Genomic DNA, 20,283 nt, shown 5'->3' on the forward strand with positions numbered 1-20,283 from the left:
ATAGAATACAACCGCCTACATTATGAAAATAATTCCGTTATCTGTGTCCTTGGCTCTGGCGCTAGGGGGCGCCGTGGCGTCAGCACAAACTTTGAAAGCTCCTCATTTTACGCCTGAAATGGGCGAGGGGGGGCTAGGCCTACGGGCTGTTGTGGCAGATTTTGGCCAGAACGTCGCCGTACTGGGCCGCCAATCAGAGGCTCCCTTTATCATACAGTGCGATGATCCCGAGGCCATAGGTGCGGGTAGATGGCTTGATGCAAGGCGGTGGGTCTACGAGTTTGTAGAGCTGGTCTCAGCAGGGGCGAGTTGTACCGCGCAGACGAACCCGGTTTTTGTAGCCACACAAGACAGAAAGTTGTCGCCTAGCGTGTCCTATTCGTTCAACTCGGGCGGGCCTAAGCTATTAAGTTCCAGACCATACTATTACTCTGATATTAGTGAGGATCAGGCGGTGGTGATGCGCTTTGCAGCGCCTGTGGATCCTAAAGAGTTAGAGCAACTGGGCGGGTGCGCGGTAGATGGCGTGGGGGAAATGATTCCCCTGAAGGTGGTAGAGGGTGAGCGCCGAACCGAACTGCTGAAAGCGGTGTTGTATGACTTTGATCCCGACAACGATAGCGCAGCCGATCAGGTGGTGCAGTGCGCGCGCTTGTTGCCTGCGGGGGCAGACGTAAAGTTTGTAGTGGAAGCTGGGCTGGGCAGTGCCTTTGAAGGGCGTGAACCAGTACGCTACACCGATCCTATTTTGTTGAACTACCAAGTACGCCAACCGTTTCTGGGGCGTATTACCTGCGAACGTAGTAACCCTGATGCACCATGCAACCCGTTACTGCCTATACACGTCGTGTTCTCTTCCATTGTGGAAGATGATTTATTGAAGAAAGTGTATTTGGAAGGGGGCGGAAAACGTTGGGATCAAGCCAAAGCCGAAGAAGACGACTACTACTATGGCAATACGCGTGTGGTGCGTTTTGAAGGGCCATTCCCGCCGGAAATCAGCGTTAAGGTGAATATTCCTGATGGTTTTGTGGATGATAGCGGTCGTACGCTGGAAAACGCGCAAGCCATGAAAGACGCTACGGTGGCGCTGGCAGGTTACCCGCCGCTATTGAAGTTTGCCTCTGGCAACTTCGGGATTGTGGAGCGTTTCGCGCATGCGGGTGTTCCGGGCGAGGAAGACAATTCGCCTGCCGCTGTGCCGTTGACTATACGAGGTTTAGAGGCAGGCTTCCGCGTGGAAGAGCTGCAGCGTAGTGCCGGTAACGTCAAAGACTACGCTACTCAAGATGACCAAGAAGTGTTGCGTTGGTTGTCGCGCTTGCGTAGGTTGTACGAAGGCAGAATGATGCTGCATCAGGTCGATAATATTTTGGCCGATAGAGAATGGAGGTACAGCAATGGCGGTACCGAAGTAGATACGCGTTCTATTTCTGTTTTTCAACGCTTGGGTTTAGAGGCGAAAGAGCTTACTTTGCCTGGCGTACCGGATCAGGGTGAAACACCGTTTGAGGTGATCGGTGTGCCGTTGGCGGAGCCAGGTTTCCACGTGTTGGAGGCGGGCTCTGAAAAGCTGGGTGAGGCTTTCTTAGACAGTCCTGCGCCTATGTATGTGCGTACCAGCGCGTTGGTGACGAACTTATCCGTACATATGAAGCATGGTCGTGATGACATGCTGGTATGGGTGACAACACTGGATGATGCGAAACCTGTCCCGAACGCCGAAGTGCACGTGCTGGATTGTGATGGCAACGAACTGATGCGCGGCACCACGAATGCAGATGGTGTGTTCCATCGCGAAACCAGGATACAAAAGCAATATTGCCCTCGACTAGGTACAAGCGCTTTGTATGCGTCTGCACGTATTCCTGCGGATCACCCACAAGCGTATGGCAAAGCGGATTTCTCTTTCGTCTTGTCTGATTGGGATAGAGGGATTGAGCCATGGCGTTTCAACGTAGCGGTAGGGTATAGCGAGAACAAAGATCGCATTGCACATACCATTTTGGATCGCTCGTTATTCAGAGCGGGCGAAACCGTGCACATGAAGCATCTGCTGCGTGAGCAAACACGTAATGGTTTAGAAAACCCTAGCTATGGTTCATTACCTGAAACCGTAGAGCTGACACATTACGGTTCAGGTGAAAGTTTCGAGCAGCCGCTGCGTTGGTCTAACGACGAGCACGGTTCGCGCGCTTATTCGAGTTTTGATCTGCCTAAAAATGCACCGTTGGGCGAGTACATGATTATGTTTAGCGGTTCCCGCGACTGGCATACGACTGGCACGCTGCGCATTGAAGAGTTCAAGCTGCCCTTTTTGAAAGGCAGCATTAAGTTGAGCGATGGTAGCGATGCGGCCAGCATGGTGCGCCCAGCGCAGTTACAAGCCGATTTGCAGTTGGGCTATGTGAATGGTGGTGCGGCGAGCGCATTGCCCGTTACTGTGTCTGCTGTGTCGCGCCCATACTTCCCGAGTTTCCCGCAGTACGAGGAATACAGCTTCGGTAACGTGCGTAACTACAGCTATGACGAGGAAGAAAACACTGCGCCATCTGAGCAGAGGCTGTTCTTAAATAAACATGCGTTGGTGCTGGATGTAGAAGGCGGTGCTCGCGTACAGGTGGACGAAGTCCCTGTGGACGAGAAACCTCAGCAATGGTTGGTAGAGGCGAGCTTCCACGACCCTAACGGTGCTATCCAAACCTTGAGCCAAACTACCGTAGTATGGCCATCGGCTGTGGTGCCAGGCATCAAGTCTGATGGCTGGATGAGTAAAGGCAGCAAGAACACCGTGAAGTTGTTGGCGCTGGATACCCAAGGTCAGCCTATTTCTGGGCAAGCTATGACGTTGCGTGGCCAAGTGCGTAAAACCTTGTCTACCCGTAAGCGTTTGGTGGGCGGTTTTTACAGCTACGACAATCAGCAGCAAGTAGAAGATTTGGGTCAACTGTGCAAAGGCTCTACCAATGAAAAAGGCGAGCTGGAATGTTCTATTGATCCTAAGAAAGGTGGTGAGATTGTCTTGATTGCCGAAGCAGAAGATGCAGCGGGCAACAAAGCGGATGCGTCCACCAATGTTTGGGTGAGCAGTTCCGAGAGACTATGGTTTGGCGGCGAAAACGATGACCGTATAGACCTGATCCCTGCCAAGAAAGTATGGGCGCCCGGCGAGGAAGCTGAATTCCAAGTTCGTATGCCATTTGAAAAGGCCACCGTTCTGGTTAGCGTAGAGCGCGAGGGTGTACTGAGCTATGAAATCATGGAAGTGTCTGCGGACAATCCGGTGATCAAATTGCCAGTGCTGGCTGAGTGGGGGCCAAACGTATTTGTATCAGCGTTGGTGGTACGTGGTCGTTTACGCAGTGTGCCATGGACTTCGTTCTTTAGCTGGGGATGGAAACAGCCCTTTGATTGGTACGATGCGTGGAGCAATAGCGATGCCGAGTACGAAGCACCTACCACTACCGTAGATTTGTCTAAACCTACGTACCGCTTGGGTTTGGTGGAAATCGAAGTACGTACTGATGAGAATCAACTGAAAGTTGAGGTGAAGCCTGAGCAACCACGTTATGCCGTGCGTGAAAAGGTAGATGTAGAAGTACAAGTCAAATTGCCTGATGGCAAACCAGCGGCAGGTGCATTGTTAAGCTTTGCTGCGGTAGACGAAGCCTTGTTAGAGCTGTCTCCTAACCGTAGTTGGGACGTGGTGAAAGCCATGTTGCAGCCACATGCTTACGGTGTGAATACGGCAACGGCACAGTCCGAGGTAGTAGGGCGACGACACTATGGCCGTAAAGCCATTCCTGCTGGCGGTGGTGGCGGTAAAGCACCGACGCGTGAGTTGTTAGATACCTTATTGCTGTGGCAAGGTGAGGTACGTACGGATGAGCAAGGTATTGCCCATATAGAAGTACCGTTGAATGATGCGTTGACAGCCTTTAAGTTGGTGGCCATTGCTGAATACGGTGAGCAGCGCTTTGGTACCGGCAGTGCGTCTATTGTGGTGAGCCAAGACGTACAACTGATTTCTGGGTTGCCAGAAGTGGTGCGTAATGGTGACAACTACCAAGCCACCTTCACAGTGCGTAATAGCAGCGAGCAAGATCGCACATTGGTGTTGAAAGCCACTATGCAGTGGGCAGGTCAAGACAAACCCGTGGCATTGCCTGCGCAAGAGGTCGCGTTGGCAGCGGGGCGTGCTCAAACCGTGCAGTGGCCTGTAGATGTCCCTGCTGGATTAGCGGGTGAAGGGGATGCGCAAATTACATGGCGTATCGACGCCGAAGATGCGTCGCAGCCTAATGCACGCGACTCGCTGACCGTGACACAAGTGGTGAAACCGGCTGTGCCTGTGATTACTCAGCAAGGTTTCTGGACTCTGGTAAAAGAGGACAAGGCGTACGACGCGCAGTTGAGTACACCAGAAGGGGCGTTGCGTGATAGCGCAGGCCAATTCTTGGGTGGTATTGCTATTCAGTTGCAATCAGGTTTGTCGGCGGATTTGCCAGACGTACGTCGGTGGTTCCAGCGTTACCCCTACACATGCTACGAGCAACAAATGTCGCGTGCGGTGGTATTGGATGACACCGCATTGTGGCAACAATTAACGCTGGGTGCGGCGGCTTATATTGCGCCAGACCAATTGCTGCGCTATTTCCCAAGCCCTATGTTAAAAGGTAGCCCGGTACTGACCTCGTATGTGATGAACTTGGCCGATGAAGCCAAACAGCGTAATGAGGCCTTTAGCCTGCCTAGCAGCATGCAAGCACAGTTGTTGCAAGGTTTGCGTAATGTGGTGATGGGCCATACCGTACGAGAAGATTGGCTCTCACCAGAGCAGCGCGCCTTGCGTCAGTTGATGATGATCGAAACCTTGTCCCGTTATCAGTCGGCAACGGCCAATATGCTGGACAGCATCACCATTGAGCCGCAAAACTGGCCAGTAGAAAGTATTTTGGACTGGTTGCTGGTGTTAGATCGTGTTCCTAATATTGCGAATGCAGCAGAGCACAAAGCTAAGGCTATAGATGTACTGCGCACTAGACTGGTCACGCGTGGTAGCTCTTTGCGCGTGAACGAAGGCGATTATCAGTGGTGGTTGATGCGTAGCCCTGTGACAGCACAAGCTAGATTGCTGGTGTGGGCGCAGCAGCAAGACGCGTGGCAAGATGATGTGCCGCTGTTGTTGCAAGCACTGATCAATATGCAAACCAAAGGTCATTGGTTGAGCACGACTGATAATGCACAAGCATCGCAGTCTATTGGTTTGTTGGCCAAACAAGTGAAGCCTGCCGAAGGGATGGCGCTGCTGAGTCTGGGCGATAAAAACCGTATGGTGAATTGGGCTACAGTGAACAGCAAAGGGCCTGATTCTCGTAGCTACAATCAGCAGTTAGCGTGGCCAGAGCACCAAGTGCCTTTGCAGATACAGCAAGAGGGGGCAGGTGATGTGTGGGCGTTGATTCGTTTGCAAGCGGCCGTGCCTACTGCTAAAGCTGTGATGTCTGGCTATTCCGTACAGCGAGAAGTGATCCCCGTGACGCAAGCCGTAGCAGGTGAGTGGACCGTGGGTGACGTGTACAAGGTACGTCTGACTATTGATGTGAATGCGGCATCAGGTTGGACGGCAGTGAATGATCCAGTGCCTCCTGGTGCGGTGATTTTAGGCAGCGGTTTGGGACGTGACTCGGCAATCGAAGCCGCAGGTACTCAACAAACCGGGATGTGGCCAAACTATGTAGAGCGCCGATTTGATGCGTACCAGGCGTACTACGAGAACTTGCCTGCAGGTAAACATACCTTGGAGTACCAAGTGCGCTTGAATACAGCAGGCGAATTTATGTTGCCTGACACCAAAGTTGAGGCGTTGTACGAGCCTGAAACGCACGCTTTGCAACCTAACGCGCCTATGGTGATTGGTGAAGCAAAGTAAGGTGAAAAAAAGCGCACTATGGATGCTGGGTGCAGGCGCTATGTTGCTTTCAACAAGCAGCATAGCGCGCTACCCTGATCTGTCCACGCTACAGCAAGAAAATCCCGCGTCTGAATTCATTGTGCAAGACCGTAGTGGTTCGCCACTGCAGGCCTTGCGTGTGAATTTCCAGCAGCGCCGTGGCGATTGGGTGCCGTTGTCGCACATCTCACCAGCCTTACAACGCGCTGTGCTGGCTTCTGAAGATCAACGGTTTTTTGAACACGGCGGAGTGGATTGGCTGGCCGTCGCCAATGCGGCGTGGGATCAGTTATGGGATCAGCGGGTACACCGTGGTGCATCCACGTTGTCCATGCAATTGGCGGACTTGATGGGGCTAAGCGAACGCCCAAGCGTGCAACGGCGTTCTTGGCAGGGCAAGCTAGATCAAGCGTATGCAGCCTATCAGCTGGAGTCCTTGTTTACCAAAGCAGAAATTCTAGAGGCTTACCTTAACTTGGCCCCCTTTAGGGGAGAGCTGGTTGGTATTGATGCGGTGGCTCGCGTACTGTTTCAAAAACAAGCCAATGCCTTGACGATGCAAGAGGCCGCGTTGGCGGCGGCGATGCTGCGCGCACCTAATGCCTCAGCATCGGTATTGCAGCAGCGTGCGTGCTCATTGTTGATGAGCATGGGCAGGGCAGAGCAATGTGGGTCATTGGGGTATGTGTTGAGTACGGCCTTGTCGCGTATGCAGGCACCCATGTGGGATCAGCCGCAATCTGCTAGACACTATGCTCGCCTATTGCAAAACCAAGGGCTGACAGCAGATGGGGCTACTCTGCGCAGCAGTCTGGATGCCTCTTTGCAAGCCGAGGCAAATAGGGCTGTTGATGCCACGCTGCAAACGTTAAATGTGGCACGCGTTAGCGATGCGGCTGTGGTGGTGCTGGATAATCGCAGCGGCGAGGTCTTGGCGTATGTGGGGGCGAGTTCGGGTTCGTCGGCCATAGAGGTGGACCATGCTCGTGCTAAGCGCCAAGCTGGTTCAACGTTAAAACCCTTTTTGTATGCGCAAGCTATAGGTGAAAAGCGCTTAACTGCCGCATCACTGTTAGAGGATTCCCCCTTAAATCTGGCTACTGCTAGTGGCTTGTATGTGCCGCAAAATTACGATCAGCAGTTCTCAGGCTGGGTCAGTGTGCGCACGGCCTTGGCGTCTTCCTTAAACATTCCTACTGTGCGTACGTTAGAAATGGTGCAGGTAGACCGTTTTGCTAATCTCCTACGAGCGTTGGGTTTGCCTCTGGATAAAGCCACTGAGCACTATGGTTTTAGTTTGGCTCTGGGCAGTGCTGACATTGATTTGTTGTCGTTAACCAATGCCTACAGGGCATTAGCCAATGGCGGTTGCTACAGTCCGCCGCAATTTGTGCCAAGCGAGACAGCGGAGCCTGCGGCGTGCCAAAGCGTGCTGGATGCAGATGCGTCTTGGATTGTGGCAGATATCCTAGCGGATAGGCAGGCAAGGTCTTACACCTTTGGGTTGGACAGTGCATTGAGTTTGCCATTCTGGGCAGCAGTCAAAACCGGTACCAGTAAAGACATGCGTGATAACTGGGCGATAGGGTTTAGTGATCGCTATACCGTAGGCGTATGGGTAGGCAACAGCGATGGCTCGCCCATGCGCAATGTATCCGGGGTTACGGGGGCAGCGCCTATATGGCACAGGATGATGCGCACCTTGCACGATAATGCGTTATCCGTAGCGCCTGTTATACCTGAGAATGTCGTGGCGCGTGTGGTGCATTATGAAGGTGTACCTGAGGCAGATCGTACCGAGTACTTCGTGTCAGGTACTGAACAAGAGTTGATACGTTTAGCTACAAAGAATGCAACGGTGCAGCAACAGGGGCGAGCACGTATCGTGTCACCGACCACTGGCAGCATTTTGGCGTTTGACCCAGACATTCCACGACAGCATCAATTGTTGCCGTTACGCGCCACTGGCAGCGGTCAATTGTATTGGCGTGTAAATGGCCAGCCCTATGCAGAAGGTAGCGAAGCATGGTGGGCTGTACAACCGGGTAAAATTACGGTGGAATTGGTAGATGAAAAGGGCGTAGTGCACGATAGCGTAACGCTGCAGGTTCGTGCGACTATTAATTAGAATTAACATTTAATCATGTTAGGTAACGTAGTATGCTGCTACACTCCCGACATATATTTACTTTGAGAGGAAAAGCCATGTCCGCGAAGCTCTGGATGAGCCGTACCCTTGCTCCAATTGGTTTGTTGGCTTTGGCTGCGTGCCAAACCGTACCGCAAAAAACGGATGCGGATGCTGCTAGCACAACAGCAGCCCCAACAACAGCTACAGCACCTGCACAGCAGCCTGCTGGGGCACAAGACCAAAATGCACAGCAGATGTTGTCACCAGTATTGGTTTTCCTTGCCGACACAAAACCGCAAGAAGGTTGGGCGGAAGTACAAGTGGGTGAAAACAGCAGTTTGTATCTAGAGCCTGAAGCTTTTCTCGCATTGGAAGACTTCACCGGCGTAGAAGCTGGCCGCAGTGAAGCAGGTGAAGGCTTGTTGGCGCTGGATATGAGCGAACAAGCAATTGCAAACGTGACTCGCGTGACCTCTGCTAACCCAGGCAAACGCCTAGCATTGGTGGTAGACGGTACCTTGTTGGCTGTTCCTGGTTACTCCGAGCCTATTACCAGCGGTCGTCTGGTATTCATGGTTGGTAGCGAACAGAACGCTGTAACGGCTGCGCGTATCATCGCTGGTGATGCGGCTCCTGCACCAACGCAGGCTCCTGCCAGAAAATAATACGCTATAGATAGCGTGTTATGAGCAACGCCCCGGAATGTGTCTAGGCACTTCCGGGGCGTTGTTGTATGCGCGTTGTTTGATTCCGTCTACAAAATAGCGTGGATGATGTAAAAAGTTCATACGCCTTCGTGGTTTGATTATAAAATGTGCGCATTGCGTATAGTTCTATGGAGCGAATGATGGCTGTTTCCCAACAAGTGTTTTTGCGCGATGCAATGCGTCGTTTGAATCTAACCCGAGATGTGTTTGCAGCGCGTGTTGGTGTAAAACGCCGTGCATTGGATACCTGGCTACTGCCAGAGGGTTCGCAAGAGTTTCGCTCTATGCCCGAAGTGGTGCTGCGTTTCGTGACCGAAATCGTAGAGAACGACACGCTTCTGACTAAGTATGCGCAGAGCGTACAGTCAGGTCCATTGCGTGACCGCATTGCGGTAGGTGGTAAACATCAGTTGCTGTCTGTAGAACAGTTCGGTCGTGAATCGGTAGAAGAATTATTCCGAGTCGCTGACCTGATGCAGCCTATAGCGCGACGCCAGAAAGTGTCGCGTGTATTAGAAGGCGCGGTGTTGGGTAACTTGTTCTTTGAAGCCAGTACTCGTACTCGCGTGAGCTTCGGGGCTGCATTCTGCCGTTTGGGCGGCTCGGTGTGTGACACCACCGGTTTTACGTTTTCCTCCATGGCCAAAGGTGAATCTATCTATGACACCAGCCGTGTCATGAGCGGCTATGTGGACGCTATGGTGATCCGTCACCCAGAGCAAGGTTCGGTGGCTGAGTTTGCACGCGCAACCAATATTCCTGTAGTAAACGGTGGTGATGGCGCGGGTGAACACCCTAGCCAAGCATTGCTAGATTTGTATACCATTCTGACGGAATTTTCTCGTCTGGGTAAATTGCTGGATGGTGCACACATCGTGATGACGGGCGACCTGAAATATGGCCGTACTGTGCACTCGTTGCTGAAGTTATTGGCTTTGTATCGTGGTCTGAAATTCACGCTGATTTCTCCGCTGGGTTTGGAAATGCCAGAAGAGATCATTGAGCATGTGGCCAAACTAGGTAATCACGTGATTGAGCAATCTCACGATTTGGCTGATGTGAAAGGCGCTGATGTGATTTACGCTACCCGCGTACAGAAAGAGCGTTTCTCGGATGAGCAACTGGAAGGCTACACCGCAGAGTTCCAAGTATCCAAAGCGTTGATTGATCAGTACTGCGATGAAAACGTGATCGTGATGCACCCGCTGCCACGTGACAGCCGTGAAGGTGCTCATGATTTGAGCGTAGATTTGAACGACGACCCTCGTCTGGCTATTTTCAGACAAGCCGATAACGGTATTCCTGTGCGTATGGCAATCTTTGCGGTATTGCTGGGGGTAGAGAATTTAGTACAGCACTCTATGCGTGACGTGACATGGAATCCACCTTCACATGTGGGTCCCGATGATGCTGTCTTCCACGGCATGTACTAAATAGCAAAAGGGCACCAAACGGTGCCCTTTCTATATGCGGGGAGCGTAGTTGCTTACACTACTTTTTTCTCGCCACCCAGCGCATTCAGCAAGTCATCAAACAGCTTTGTTAGTTCAGCAGTCATGAGTGTCATGTCTGAATTAAACAATTCTGCTTCATCACCAGCCAATACTTCGTTTTGCTCTTTCAGTACATCCAGAGGTGCAACGCGTTTTAGTTCTAGGCCATCGGTCAGAACGAAAGAAATGCGATCATCCCATGTGAGGGCCAAGCGCGTGCACTGTTTGCCGGACTCAATATGACGGCGCAGTTCCTCAGGCTCAGCGCTGTGGCGCACGTAGCGAACCACGGCACGGCTCTCGCTAGTAGAGCGCAGCTCGGTGTCTTGGTCGATACTGAAATTAGTAGGGGCTTCATCTTCGATCAGCCAAGAGGTCATCGCCGCGCCAGGAGATAGCTCGGTGTAGAGCGGCAAGACAGGGAAGGGGTTCAGGCTTTTCGCCAACAGACCCATCACTTCATCGCCGGTTGCGGCCGAGGCTGCATCGACTACCAACCAGAGGTTTTTGGTATCAATCCAGATGCGGGTGTCGCGTGCAATGCTGAAAGCGCGTGGCATCAACTCAGTGATGACCTGCTCTTTAATTTCACTCATTTGCTTGCGACCTGGTTTGTAGCCTTGTTCGGCTTCCATGTCGCGAGCTTTGGCGCGAGCCACCTGATTAATTACGGTGCTAGGCAGCAGTTTCTTTTCGCTACGTAGGCAGATCAAAAACTGATCGTTCAGGGCGTGTACCAGCCCTTCACCTTCACGGGGGGCAACCCAACCCAAGCTCAGTGGGTCTTGGCTAGTGCCAGGTTGAAAAGCATGTTCTTGCAGTGCTGCTTCTAGCGTGTCTGCAGTGTAGTCCCACTCGGGGGAGAGGCGGAAAATTCGTAGATTTTTAAACCACATGTGCAAGTGTCTTTGTTGAAAAAGTGATGCCTGCTATGGGTGCAGGTTGGTGAGTAGAATGAATGAATTGTACGCGCATTTGCATGGCTGTCAGGTGAAAAAGTCCTAGCGTAGGCATAAAGTACAGGCCTGTGTTTTAATGGCTGATTTTGTGACTAGGTAGCACGGTTGCATGACGTTTACGTACAATCCTGTATGGCTTTATATAGCGTAACGCATATTCAGGTCGGCTTAGGCGCGTTACGCTGCAACAGAAAATAGTTACGTAATTAGGTGTGGTGTAATACTGGATATCTGTTTATTTATACAGTATAATAATTTTTTGAATTTCATGCCTCTCTTTGAAGGATTACCCCATGGACGATAAGCGCAGTAAAGCGGTATCGGCAGAACGCGCCAAAGCGTTGGCAGCCGCCTTGTCTCAAATCGAAAAACAATTCGGCAAAGGCTCGGTTATGCGTTATGGCGATAACCAGATTGAGCACGATATTCAGGTTTGCTCTACCGGCTCATTGGGCTTGGATCTGGCGCTAGGCGTAGGCGGTTTGCCTCGTGGTCGCGTTATCGAAGTCTACGGTCCTGAGTCCTCTGGTAAAACCACCTTGACCTTGCAAGTGATTGCAGAAATGCAAAAGCTAGGCGGTACATGTGCATTCGTCGATGCCGAGCACGCGCTAGACGTACAGTACGCCTCCAAACTGGGTGTAAACCTGAGCGATTTGCTTATCTCTCAGCCAGATACTGGCGAGCAAGCATTGGAAATTACTGAAGCGTTGGTGCGCTCCGGTTCTGTTGATCTGATCGTGGTTGACTCCGTTGCTGCCTTAACCCCTAAAGCCGAAATTGAAGGCGATATGGGTGATGCGTTGCCAGGTCTGCAAGCGAGGTTAATGAGTCAAGCGCTGCGTAAACTGACTGCGACCATCAAACGTGCTAACTGCATGGTGATCTTCATTAACCAGATCCGTATGAAAATCGGCGTGATGTTCGGTAACCCCGAAACCACCACTGGTGGTAACGCGCTGAAGTTCTACTCCTCCGTACGTCTGGATATACGCCGTATTGGTTCTATCAAGCGTGGCGACGAAGTGATCGGTAACGAAACACGTGTGAAAGTGGTGAAAAATAAAGTAGCGCCACCTTTCAAACAAGCTGAGTTCGACATCATGTACGGCGCAGGTATTTCCCGTGAAGGTGAAATCGTCGACTTGGGTGTACAGGCTGGTATCTTGGATCGTGCAGGCGCATGGTACAGCTACGGCAGCACACGTATTGGTCAGGGTAAAGATAATGCCCGCGATTTCCTGCGTGAGCACCCCGCCTTGGCAATCGAGATCGAAAACAAGGTCCGTGATAAGTTTGGCGTGGCACAAGTTGCCGTGACAGAGTTCGTGCCTACAGCAGAAGAAGCGTCTGAAGGTACACCAGAGCCTGATGCCGAGTAATGTCTTGGGATGATGAGTTCGAAACGGACCCTACTGAGCGCGTAGAGCGTGAGCAACGCAAAGCGCCTCAGGGGCCATCTCTGAAAGCACGCGCCATAGACTTACTGTCGCGGCGCGAGCATTCTAGGCTAGAGCTGCAGCGTAAGCTGTCACGCTACAGCCAAGATGAAGACGAAATTACAGCGCTGCTAGATTTACTAGAGCGCGAAAAATGGTTGTCCAACACACGCTTTGCGCAAAGTTTAGTAAACCGACGTGCATCTAAGCACGGTACCTTGCGCATCGTACAAGAATTAAAACAAAGTGGTGTGGCACAAGAAGACATCTCTCTCTTAACCGAAGAGTTGCGTGAAACCGAATTCGAGCGCGCCGTAGAGGTGTGGTTTCGTAAGTTTGGGTGTTTGCCTGAAGATCAAAAAGCCTATACCAAACAGGCTAGGTTTCTGGTGTCCAGGGGTTTTGCTTTAAGTACTTTGCATCGCATTCTAGATACGGTGAAAGCAGGCGATATTGATCTGGAAGACTACTAGAAACTAACTGGGTAGGCTTCCTCAATATTATTCAAGGTGGCAAAACATGTTTTGCGTGCCTGTTCTAAAAACGCTTGTATGTAATCCGAGTCGTGGTCTTCATCACGCAGTGCAGCGTACAGGTTTCTCCATATACCGTGCTCACCCAATTTAATGGTGCGTAGCCACCCCGAATGTGTGAACTCCGATAATGCCCAATTAGGCAGTGCCGTGACGCCACGGTGGCTGGCCACTAGTTGCATGATCATGGGGGTTAGTTCGGCTTGCCGTATATGCAATGGTTCGATGCCGGCTGGGTCAAGAAATTGCGTGAAGACATCTAAGCGGTTGCGCTCCACGGGGTAGCTAATTAGGGTTTGATCGCTTAATTGCGCGGCTTCTATATAGCGGTATTGCGCTAAGGGGTGGCCTGAGCTTACGGCAAGTACCAATTCATACCTAAAGAGCGGCACGTAATTAACACCAGGCAAGTCTTTGGGGTCCGACGTGATGACCACATCCAAGTCGCCGCGTAACAGGGCTGGTAACGGGGCAAAGGAAAAGGCCGCCGATAAATCTAGGCTGACATCAGGCCAGTCTTGTCTGAACTTATCCAACGCGGGCATTAACCACTGAAAACAAGAGTGGCAGTCAATGGCGACGTGTAGCCTGCCGGTGCGCCCTGAAGATAAGCGTTGTAATTCACGTTCGGTGTTTTTAATGCGGGGCAGTATGTCGTCCGCTAAGGCGATGATGCGCAATGCCGCTGTAGTAAGACGGGCAGGGCGGGTGCGGCGGTTGAGTAGCTTCAGCTTGAGTCGTACTTCTAAGTCACGGATTTGGTGCGATAGTGCTGACTGGGTGACATAAAGCCGTTCAGCAGCCTCTTGCAAGCTTCCTGTGTCTCGTATGGCGCTGAGGGTTTCTAGATGACGGATTTCAAGCATGGCAACACATAAACATTAAATATGAAAATTACTCACTCTAAGAATGGTGTATTTGATTTTTTTTCATTTAATTGTACAGGCACAATACATGGGTTGACGAATTTTTCCTGTAAATACGATTTCCGGTAGGCATAAGATGACAGTGATTCATAACTTGGGTTTTCCTCGCATTGGTAAGCAGCGTGAGCTGAAGCGTGCTGTAGAAGCGTATTGGGCGGGCGAATTGCCACAAGACGCTTTATTGCAAACAGGTAAAGAGCTGCGTAGCCGCCATTGGGCGCTGCAAAAAGCAGCGGGTGTGGATTTGATCCCCGTAGGTGACTTTGCGTGGTACGACCAGATTTTGGAGTGGACGTGTTTGTTGGGGGCTGTTCCTGCACGTTTTGAACACGCTGCTACAGCGGATGTTGATCTAGATACCTTGTTTAGAATGGCGCGTGGTCGTGCCCCACAAGGTAAGCCAGCGGCTGCGTGTGAAATGACGAAGTGGTTTGATACAAACTACCACTACATCGTCCCTGAAATTCAGCCTAACCAGAGTTTCCGCTTGGCGCGTACTGCATTGTTAGAGCAAATCGCCGAAGCTGTGGCGGAAGGCTATAACGTGAAGCCTGTGATTCCTGGTCCGTTAACCTGGTTGTGGTTGGCCAAAGGTGAGGCCTACACCCAAGGCGCTACGGATGCAGCAAAATTGGATTTGTTGCCTGCGTTGCTGCCGGTGTACCAAGATGTCTTAGCGCGTATTCAGGCGTTGGGCGTAGAGTGGGTGCAAATTGATGAGCCCATCTTGGCTGTGGATTTGCCTGCTGCATGGCGTGATGAGTTCAAAGGCGTGTACAGCAACTTGAAACAAGGTGGCTTAAAAGTGCTGTTGGCAACGTACTTTGATGGCCTGCGCGATAACGTGTCGGTATTACAAGGTTTGCCTGTTAACGGCGTGCATATTGATGCCGTGCGAGCACCAGAGCAAATCGCTGCTGTACGTAAGCAGTTATCAGCGGAACAGGTGTTATCCGTTGGCGTTATTAATGGCCGCAATATTTGGCGTACCGATTTAGATAAAGCCGCGCAACAACTGAAGCCTCTCAAAGCAGAATTGGGAGACAAGCTTTGGATAGCGCCGTCATGCTCACTGTTGCACGTGCCTGTGGATGTGGAAGGTGAGGATGCGTTAGATGCTGAACTCTATAGCTGGTTGTCGTTTGCGACACAGAAGCTAGATGAGTTGCAGTGGCTGCGTGCATTGGTAGATAACAAGGTGGACGCCACCATTGAAGCTGCCTTGGTAGCACAGCGCACAGCACTGAAAACACGAGCAGAGTCTCCACGTACACATAACCCAGCTGTGGCCGAGAAAGTGGCAAAGCTGGCTACGTTGAAACGGGATCGTGCTCCTTTTGCCGAACGTATCGCAGCACAACAAGCGCGCTTGAACTTACCCGCTTTTCCAACTACGACGATTGGTTCTTTCCCGCAAACTCAGGATATACGTAAATTGCGTCGTGATTGGCGTTCGGGCGCGTTGAGCGATACAGCCTACGAAAAAGAAATACGTGCTGAAATCGAACGGGTCATCCGCTTCCAAGAAGACATAGATTTGGATGTGTTGGTGCACGGTGAAGCCGAACGTAACGATATGGTGGAATACTTCGGTGAACTGTTGGGCGGCTTCGCCTTCACACAAAATGGATGGGTACAAAGTTATGGCTCCCGTTGCGTGAAACCGCCTATTATTTTTGGTGATGTGCTGCGTGTGATGCCAATGACTGTAGCGTGGTCGCAATACGCTCAGTCCCTGACAACGCGCCCAGTCAAAGGCATGTTGACGGGCCCGGTAACAATGCTGCAGTGGTCATTTGTGCGTGATGATCAGTCTCGCGCTGACACATGCCGCCAATTGGCATTGGCACTGCGTGATGAGGTGCACGATCTTGAAGCTGCGGGGGTAAAAATCATCCAGATTGATGAGCCTGCCATTCGCGAAGGTTTGCCGCTACGCAAAGACGATTGGGATGCGTACTTGCAGTGGGCCGTAGATTGTTTCCGTATCTCGACGAGCAACATTGATAACGACACGCAGATCCATACGCACATGTGCTATTCAGAGTTCAACGACATCATCAAAGCAATTGCAGCGATGGATGCCGACGTGATTACCATTGAGACCTCTCGCTCAAACATGGAGCTGTTAGAAGCGTTTGAAAACTTCCATTACCCTAACGATATTGGTCCCGGTGTGTATGACATCCACTCGCCCAACATTCCAGACCAAGCGTGGATGGTTGAGTTGATGCGCAAAGCGGCTAAGCGTTTGCCTGCAGAGCGTTTATGGGTGAACCCAGACTGCGGTTTGAAAACGCGTGGTTGGCCAGAGACCACGGAGGCATTGAAAACCATGGTAGCGGCAGCCAAGGAGTTACGTCAGGCCTAATACTGGCTTCAACGTAGTGTGAACCAACGCCATGCGTGTGTACGCATGGCGTTTCTTTATGCTTGAAATTTTTGAATAGTGCGTACTTTTGTCATCAGGTTGCCTGAGTGATTACCAGCTATTACGCCTAAGATGAGTCCGATGAGCTGGGCATGATTGGTCTTCTTTTGTTGGTAGTATGCGCATGTTGTTAAATAGATTTAGTTTACTTCGCCGATTCAGAGTCACGATCTGGGTGTTTTGGTGTGTGTTTGTACTGGCCATGGCGGCAGGTATCTGGGGGCTGATGCAATCCAAAAAAAGCTTGGAGACGGTGTATCAAACGCGCATGAGTACGATGGCGCAGGTGGACAGCATGGTCCGTAATTTCTATAACACCCGGCAAAGCGTATTGTTGGCGTTTCAGCATGATCCCAATGGGCCTTTGCATGCTTTGCATGATCATCCTACTTCCATGCATTTGGATGACGTATGGATGAATATGCAGCGCAATGGCGAAATACGTCAATGGCTTGCCGAACGTACACAAGATCAAGATGAGCTGCAACTGTTGGAACTCGCGACTAAAGCGCAAGTTGAGTGGCGTAACGTGCTGGAGCAAGCTGTAGGCCAATTGGAGAAAGGCAATTTTTCCCCTGAGGTCATGCAAGCCTTTTTGATCGGTGGGCGTACCCAAGGCGAGCAGGCTGTTACCGCTTTACAGGGTTTACAGTACTATCAAATGGCGCAGGCGGATCAAGAGGTAAAGCATGCTGAGCGTCGTTACAACCAAGGTCTGATGTTGTTTGCTGCTATTGCTTTATTGGGAGCGCTACCGGTAACCATCATCTTATTGCTGACATTGCGTCGCTTAAGCAAAGGGTTTGCTGAGGTAAACGTCGCAGCACAGTCTATCGCTAAAGGGGATTTAAGTCGTACCGTACAACCCGATGGTGACGATGAAATTACCCAGTTGCTGCAACAAATACGCACCATGCAGCAAAATCTACGCTTACTGATTGCCCGCATTACACGTAGCGCAGCGACATTAGCGGATGTCACTAGCCATGTGGCCGATAGCTCCTTATTGCTGTCTGATAGAACCGATCAACAAGCTAGTTCGCTGCAAGAAACCTCTGCGGCCACAGAAGAGCTCAATAGCACCGTGCATCAAAATGCGGCGAATGCTCAAGAGGCCGAAGAGGTGGCGGAGCAAGCGGCTCAAGCGGCACGCCGTGGCGGTGAGACGGTAGGGAGTGTCATCTCTACGATGGAACAAATTACGGCATCTTCACAGAAGATCTCCGACATTGTGGGCATTATTGATAGCATTGCTTTTCAGACGAATATCTTGGCGCTGAATGCTGCGGTGGAGGCCGCTCGTGCTGGTGAGCAGGGTAGGGGCTTTGCAGTCGTAGCGTCTGAGGTACGAGCCTTGGCTCAGCGCTCATCTAGCGCCGCACACGAAGTGAAGCTGTTAATTGAAAGCTCTGCGCAGGTCGTGAGCCACGGCGCGGGTTTGGTGGGTGTGGCAGGTGATACCATGCACGACATCGTGACCAATAATGAGCGTATGTCCACGTTAATTCGTGAGATCGCAAGCGCCAGCCAAGAGCAATCATTGGGCTTAAGCCAGATCAATCAGGCGATTACGTTAATGGATGACACCACACACCAAAACGTGTTGTTGGTAGAGCAAACCAGTGAGGCGGCTGCCGCTTTGCGTACTCAGTCTGATGAGTTGGTGGCGTATGTATCAGCCTTTAAATTAGGCGAAACGGTAGATGTGGATGTGATTGAAGCCCTAGAACCAGACACCCACGAGCGGGTAGCCCTAGCGGGCAATAGGGCGCAGTTGGCCTAGCGCATGATAAAAGCCCCATTATGTCAATGGGGCTTTTTTTATACTCCACCAATCAGCTGCGGTATACTGGGGCGTTTATCGTTATTTTTACCCTTGGTGAGAGATGCCACTTCCACCGTCTACTGTATCCCGTAGTCTCCTGCATACCCGTACCTATCGGGCTCAAGCATTTGAGCGTGAGGACGGGCTATTGGATATAGAAGCGGAAATCATGGATGTCAAAGACTATGATTTCCCGTCGCAAATGTCGGAAAGCGGCGTGCACAATGCAGGCGACCCTGTGCACCACATGCTGATGCGCGTCACCATCGATAAGCATTACGTTATCCAAGATGTGGTGGCGACGTACGGCGCAGCGCCGTATAGACAACATTGCACGGGTATTGCGGATGCGTATCGCCAGCTTATAGGATTAAGCTTGGTCAAAGGGTTTAAACGTGCGGTAAGAGAAATTATGTCTCGTACCGCTGGCTGTACACACATGACCGAATTGACTGATATTCTGCCTACGGTGGCGATTCAGTCTATGGTGAAAGAGGCACGCAGCGCCAAACAAGTGGCAGAAGAATCAAATGCGTCACAACAGCGACCATTTCAGATTGATGGCTGCCACGCCTTACGTAGTTCAGGCGAGGTGGTGAGGATGTTTTACCCTAAGTGGTATGAGGCAGCTGAACACACAGAAGTTGTACCAGAGTAGTCAACAGTGGTGGATGTAGGCAAAGTTTTTTTTGTGTTTTTATTAAGACTGACAGGTAATCAATGAAAATTCATGAATATCAGGGTAAGGCCCTGCTAAGAAAATACGGAGTAGTTGTTCCGCGCGGCAAACCTGCTTTCTCGGTAGACGAAGCTGTTGCCGTAGCAGAAGAGCTGGGCGGTCCAGTATGGGTTGTGAAAGCCCAAATTCATGCGGGTGGTCGTGGTAAAGGTGGTGGCGTTAAGCTGGCACGTTCCATGGACGAAGTACGTCAAATCGCCGGTGAAATTCTGGGTATGCAACTGGTGACACACCAGACTGGTCCTGAAGGTCAGAAAGTACGTCGCTTGCTGGTAGAAGAAGGCGCGGACATCAAGAAAGAATACTACGTTGGTATCGTGACCGACCGTGCTACTCAGCGTGTTGCCGTGATGGCGTCTGCTGAAGGCGGTATGGAAATTGAAGAAGTGGCTGAACGTAACCCTGACGCCATTCTGAAAGAATTCGTAGACCCAGCCGTTGGCCTGACTGACGAGCAAGCTACCAAATTGGCGCGTGGTATCGGTGTACCAGATGCTTCCATCGCTAAAGCTGTTGCTGAGTTCCAGAAGCTGTACCAAGTGTACACAGACACTGACGCTGAATTGGCTGAAATCAACCCACTGATCCTGACAGGCTCAGGCGACATCATTGCTTTGGACGCTAAGTTCAACTTTGATAGCAACGCGTTGTTCCGTCACGATGACATTCTTGAGTTCCGCGATCTGGACGAAGAAGATCCTGCTGAAATCGAAGCTAGCAAATTTGATCTGGCCTACATTCAGTTGGACGGCAACATTGGTTGCTTGGTAAACGGTGCTGGTTTGGCGATGGCTACTATGGACACCATCAAGTTGTTTGGCGGCGAACCTGCCAACTTCTTGGACGTTGGTGGTGGTGCTACTGCCGAGAAAGTAACCGAAGCATTCAAAATCATGTTGGCTAACAAAGACGTTAAAGCCATCCTGGTAAACATTTTCGGTGGCATTATGCGTTGTGACGTGATCGCCGAAGGCGTGATCACTGCATGCAAGGCTGTGAACCTGAACGTACCTCTGGTTGTACGTATGAAAGGTACCAACGAAGAGTTGGGCAAGAAAATGCTGGCTGAATCCGGCTTGCCTATCATCAGTGCCGACACGATGGCTGAAGCAGCCACTAAAGTCGTTGCCGCCGCCAAATAAGTACA

Annotated in this window: 12 protein-coding genes; 10 read left to right on the forward strand and 2 right to left on the reverse strand. The window is 51.3% G+C overall.

Features of this window, described 5'->3' with window-relative positions; all coding sequences use genetic code 11:
* Positions 1-22: 22 nt before the first annotated feature.
* The 4 genes from ACLPHM_RS01495 (at position 23) to ACLPHM_RS01510 (ending at position 10,224) form a co-directional block, all read left to right on the forward strand.
* The gene (locus tag ACLPHM_RS01495; RefSeq protein WP_430219509.1) at positions 23-5,932 is read left to right on the forward strand and encodes an alpha-2-macroglobulin family protein; all 5,910 of its coding nucleotides are present in this window, start codon (positions 23-25) and stop codon (positions 5,930-5,932) included.
* Between the two features lies 1 nt (position 5,933).
* Positions 5,934-8,081 (forward strand): penicillin-binding protein 1C, encoded by a 2,148-nt coding sequence (pbpC, locus tag ACLPHM_RS01500; protein ID WP_430219510.1) that lies wholly within the window; start codon positions 5,934-5,936, stop codon positions 8,079-8,081.
* Between the two features lie 77 nt (positions 8,082-8,158).
* Complete coding sequence (locus ACLPHM_RS01505; protein WP_430219511.1) at positions 8,159-8,749, forward strand: hypothetical protein; 591 nt, start codon at positions 8,159-8,161, stop codon at positions 8,747-8,749.
* Between the two features lie 182 nt (positions 8,750-8,931).
* Entirely contained in the window at positions 8,932-10,224 is a 1,293-nt protein-coding gene (locus tag ACLPHM_RS01510; RefSeq protein ID WP_430220736.1) for an aspartate carbamoyltransferase, read from the forward strand.
* Positions 10,225-10,277: 53 nt separating this feature from the next.
* Here ACLPHM_RS01510 and ACLPHM_RS01515 read toward each other — a convergent pair whose 3' ends face one another.
* Positions 10,278-11,180 carry a recombination-associated protein RdgC gene (locus tag ACLPHM_RS01515; protein ID WP_430219512.1) on the reverse strand — a complete coding sequence of 301 codons (903 nt, stop codon included), beginning with the start codon at positions 11,178-11,180 and terminating at the stop codon, positions 10,278-10,280.
* Between the two features lie 356 nt (positions 11,181-11,536).
* Here ACLPHM_RS01515 and recA point away from each other — a divergent pair, with 356 nt between their 5' ends.
* Together recA and recX are read left to right on the forward strand one after the other, a co-directional pair.
* A complete protein-coding gene (gene recA, locus ACLPHM_RS01520) occupies positions 11,537-12,625 on the forward strand; it encodes a recombinase RecA (protein WP_430219513.1) in 1,089 nt (362 codons plus the stop codon).
* A complete protein-coding gene (gene recX, locus ACLPHM_RS01525; RefSeq protein WP_430219514.1) occupies positions 12,625-13,155 on the forward strand; it encodes a recombination regulator RecX in 531 nt (176 codons plus the stop codon). Before recA ends, recX begins: the two co-directional genes overlap by 1 nt.
* Here recX and ACLPHM_RS01530 read toward each other — a convergent pair.
* Positions 13,152-14,081: a LysR family transcriptional regulator gene (locus ACLPHM_RS01530; protein ID WP_430219515.1), complete on the reverse strand. Its 930-nt coding sequence runs from the start codon at positions 14,079-14,081 to the stop codon at positions 13,152-13,154. The two genes, recX and ACLPHM_RS01530, sit on opposite strands and share 4 nt — an antisense overlap.
* Positions 14,082-14,217: 136 nt before the next feature.
* On the opposite strand from ACLPHM_RS01530, the gene metE reads away from it, so the two are divergent.
* The 4 genes from metE to sucC all read left to right on the forward strand — a co-directional run bounded on the left by metE (position 14,218) and on the right by sucC (position 20,278).
* Positions 14,218-16,512, forward strand: a complete 2,295-nt coding sequence (gene metE, locus ACLPHM_RS01535) for a 5-methyltetrahydropteroyltriglutamate--homocysteine S-methyltransferase (protein ID WP_430219516.1) — start codon at positions 14,218-14,220, stop codon at positions 16,510-16,512.
* 184 nt (positions 16,513-16,696) lie between these two features.
* The gene (locus tag ACLPHM_RS01540) at positions 16,697-18,355 is read left to right on the forward strand and encodes a methyl-accepting chemotaxis protein (protein WP_430219517.1); all 1,659 of its coding nucleotides are present in this window, start codon (positions 16,697-16,699) and stop codon (positions 18,353-18,355) included.
* A gap of 103 nt (positions 18,356-18,458) precedes the next feature.
* Complete coding sequence (locus ACLPHM_RS01545) at positions 18,459-19,055, forward strand: DUF2889 domain-containing protein (protein WP_430219518.1); 597 nt, start codon at positions 18,459-18,461, stop codon at positions 19,053-19,055.
* Between the two features lie 62 nt (positions 19,056-19,117).
* Positions 19,118-20,278, forward strand: a complete 1,161-nt coding sequence (gene sucC / locus ACLPHM_RS01550) for an ADP-forming succinate--CoA ligase subunit beta (protein WP_430219519.1) — start codon at positions 19,118-19,120, stop codon at positions 20,276-20,278.
* Positions 20,279-20,283 lie beyond the last annotated feature (5 nt).

Origin of the sequence: Paenalcaligenes sp. Me131, from assembly GCF_050487225.1 — a bacterium.
GTDB lineage: Bacteria > Pseudomonadota > Gammaproteobacteria > Burkholderiales > Burkholderiaceae_B > Paenalcaligenes.

Excerpts from the sequence above, each read along its gene's own strand:
- metE (WP_430219516.1), top strand. The coding sequence starts at position 14,218 with ATGACAGTGATTCATAACTTGGGTTTTCCTCGCATTGGTAAGCAGCGT.
- recX (WP_430219514.1), top strand. The coding sequence starts at position 12,625 with ATGTCTTGGGATGATGAGTTCGAAACGGACCCTACTGAGCGCGTAGAG.
- ACLPHM_RS01545 (WP_430219518.1), top strand. The coding sequence starts at position 18,459 with ATGCCACTTCCACCGTCTACTGTATCCCGTAGTCTCCTGCATACCCGT.
- ACLPHM_RS01515 (WP_430219512.1), bottom strand. The coding sequence starts at position 11,180 with ATGTGGTTTAAAAATCTACGAATTTTCCGCCTCTCCCCCGAGTGGGAC.
- ACLPHM_RS01540 (WP_430219517.1), top strand. The coding sequence starts at position 16,697 with ATGTTGTTAAATAGATTTAGTTTACTTCGCCGATTCAGAGTCACGATC.
- ACLPHM_RS01505 (WP_430219511.1), top strand. The coding sequence starts at position 8,159 with ATGTCCGCGAAGCTCTGGATGAGCCGTACCCTTGCTCCAATTGGTTTG.
- ACLPHM_RS01510 (WP_430220736.1), top strand. The coding sequence starts at position 8,932 with ATGGCTGTTTCCCAACAAGTGTTTTTGCGCGATGCAATGCGTCGTTTG.
- ACLPHM_RS01530 (WP_430219515.1), bottom strand. The coding sequence starts at position 14,081 with ATGCTTGAAATCCGTCATCTAGAAACCCTCAGCGCCATACGAGACACA.
- sucC (WP_430219519.1), top strand. The coding sequence starts at position 19,118 with ATGAAAATTCATGAATATCAGGGTAAGGCCCTGCTAAGAAAATACGGA.
- ACLPHM_RS01495 (WP_430219509.1), top strand. The coding sequence starts at position 23 with ATGAAAATAATTCCGTTATCTGTGTCCTTGGCTCTGGCGCTAGGGGGC.
- recA (WP_430219513.1), top strand. The coding sequence starts at position 11,537 with ATGGACGATAAGCGCAGTAAAGCGGTATCGGCAGAACGCGCCAAAGCG.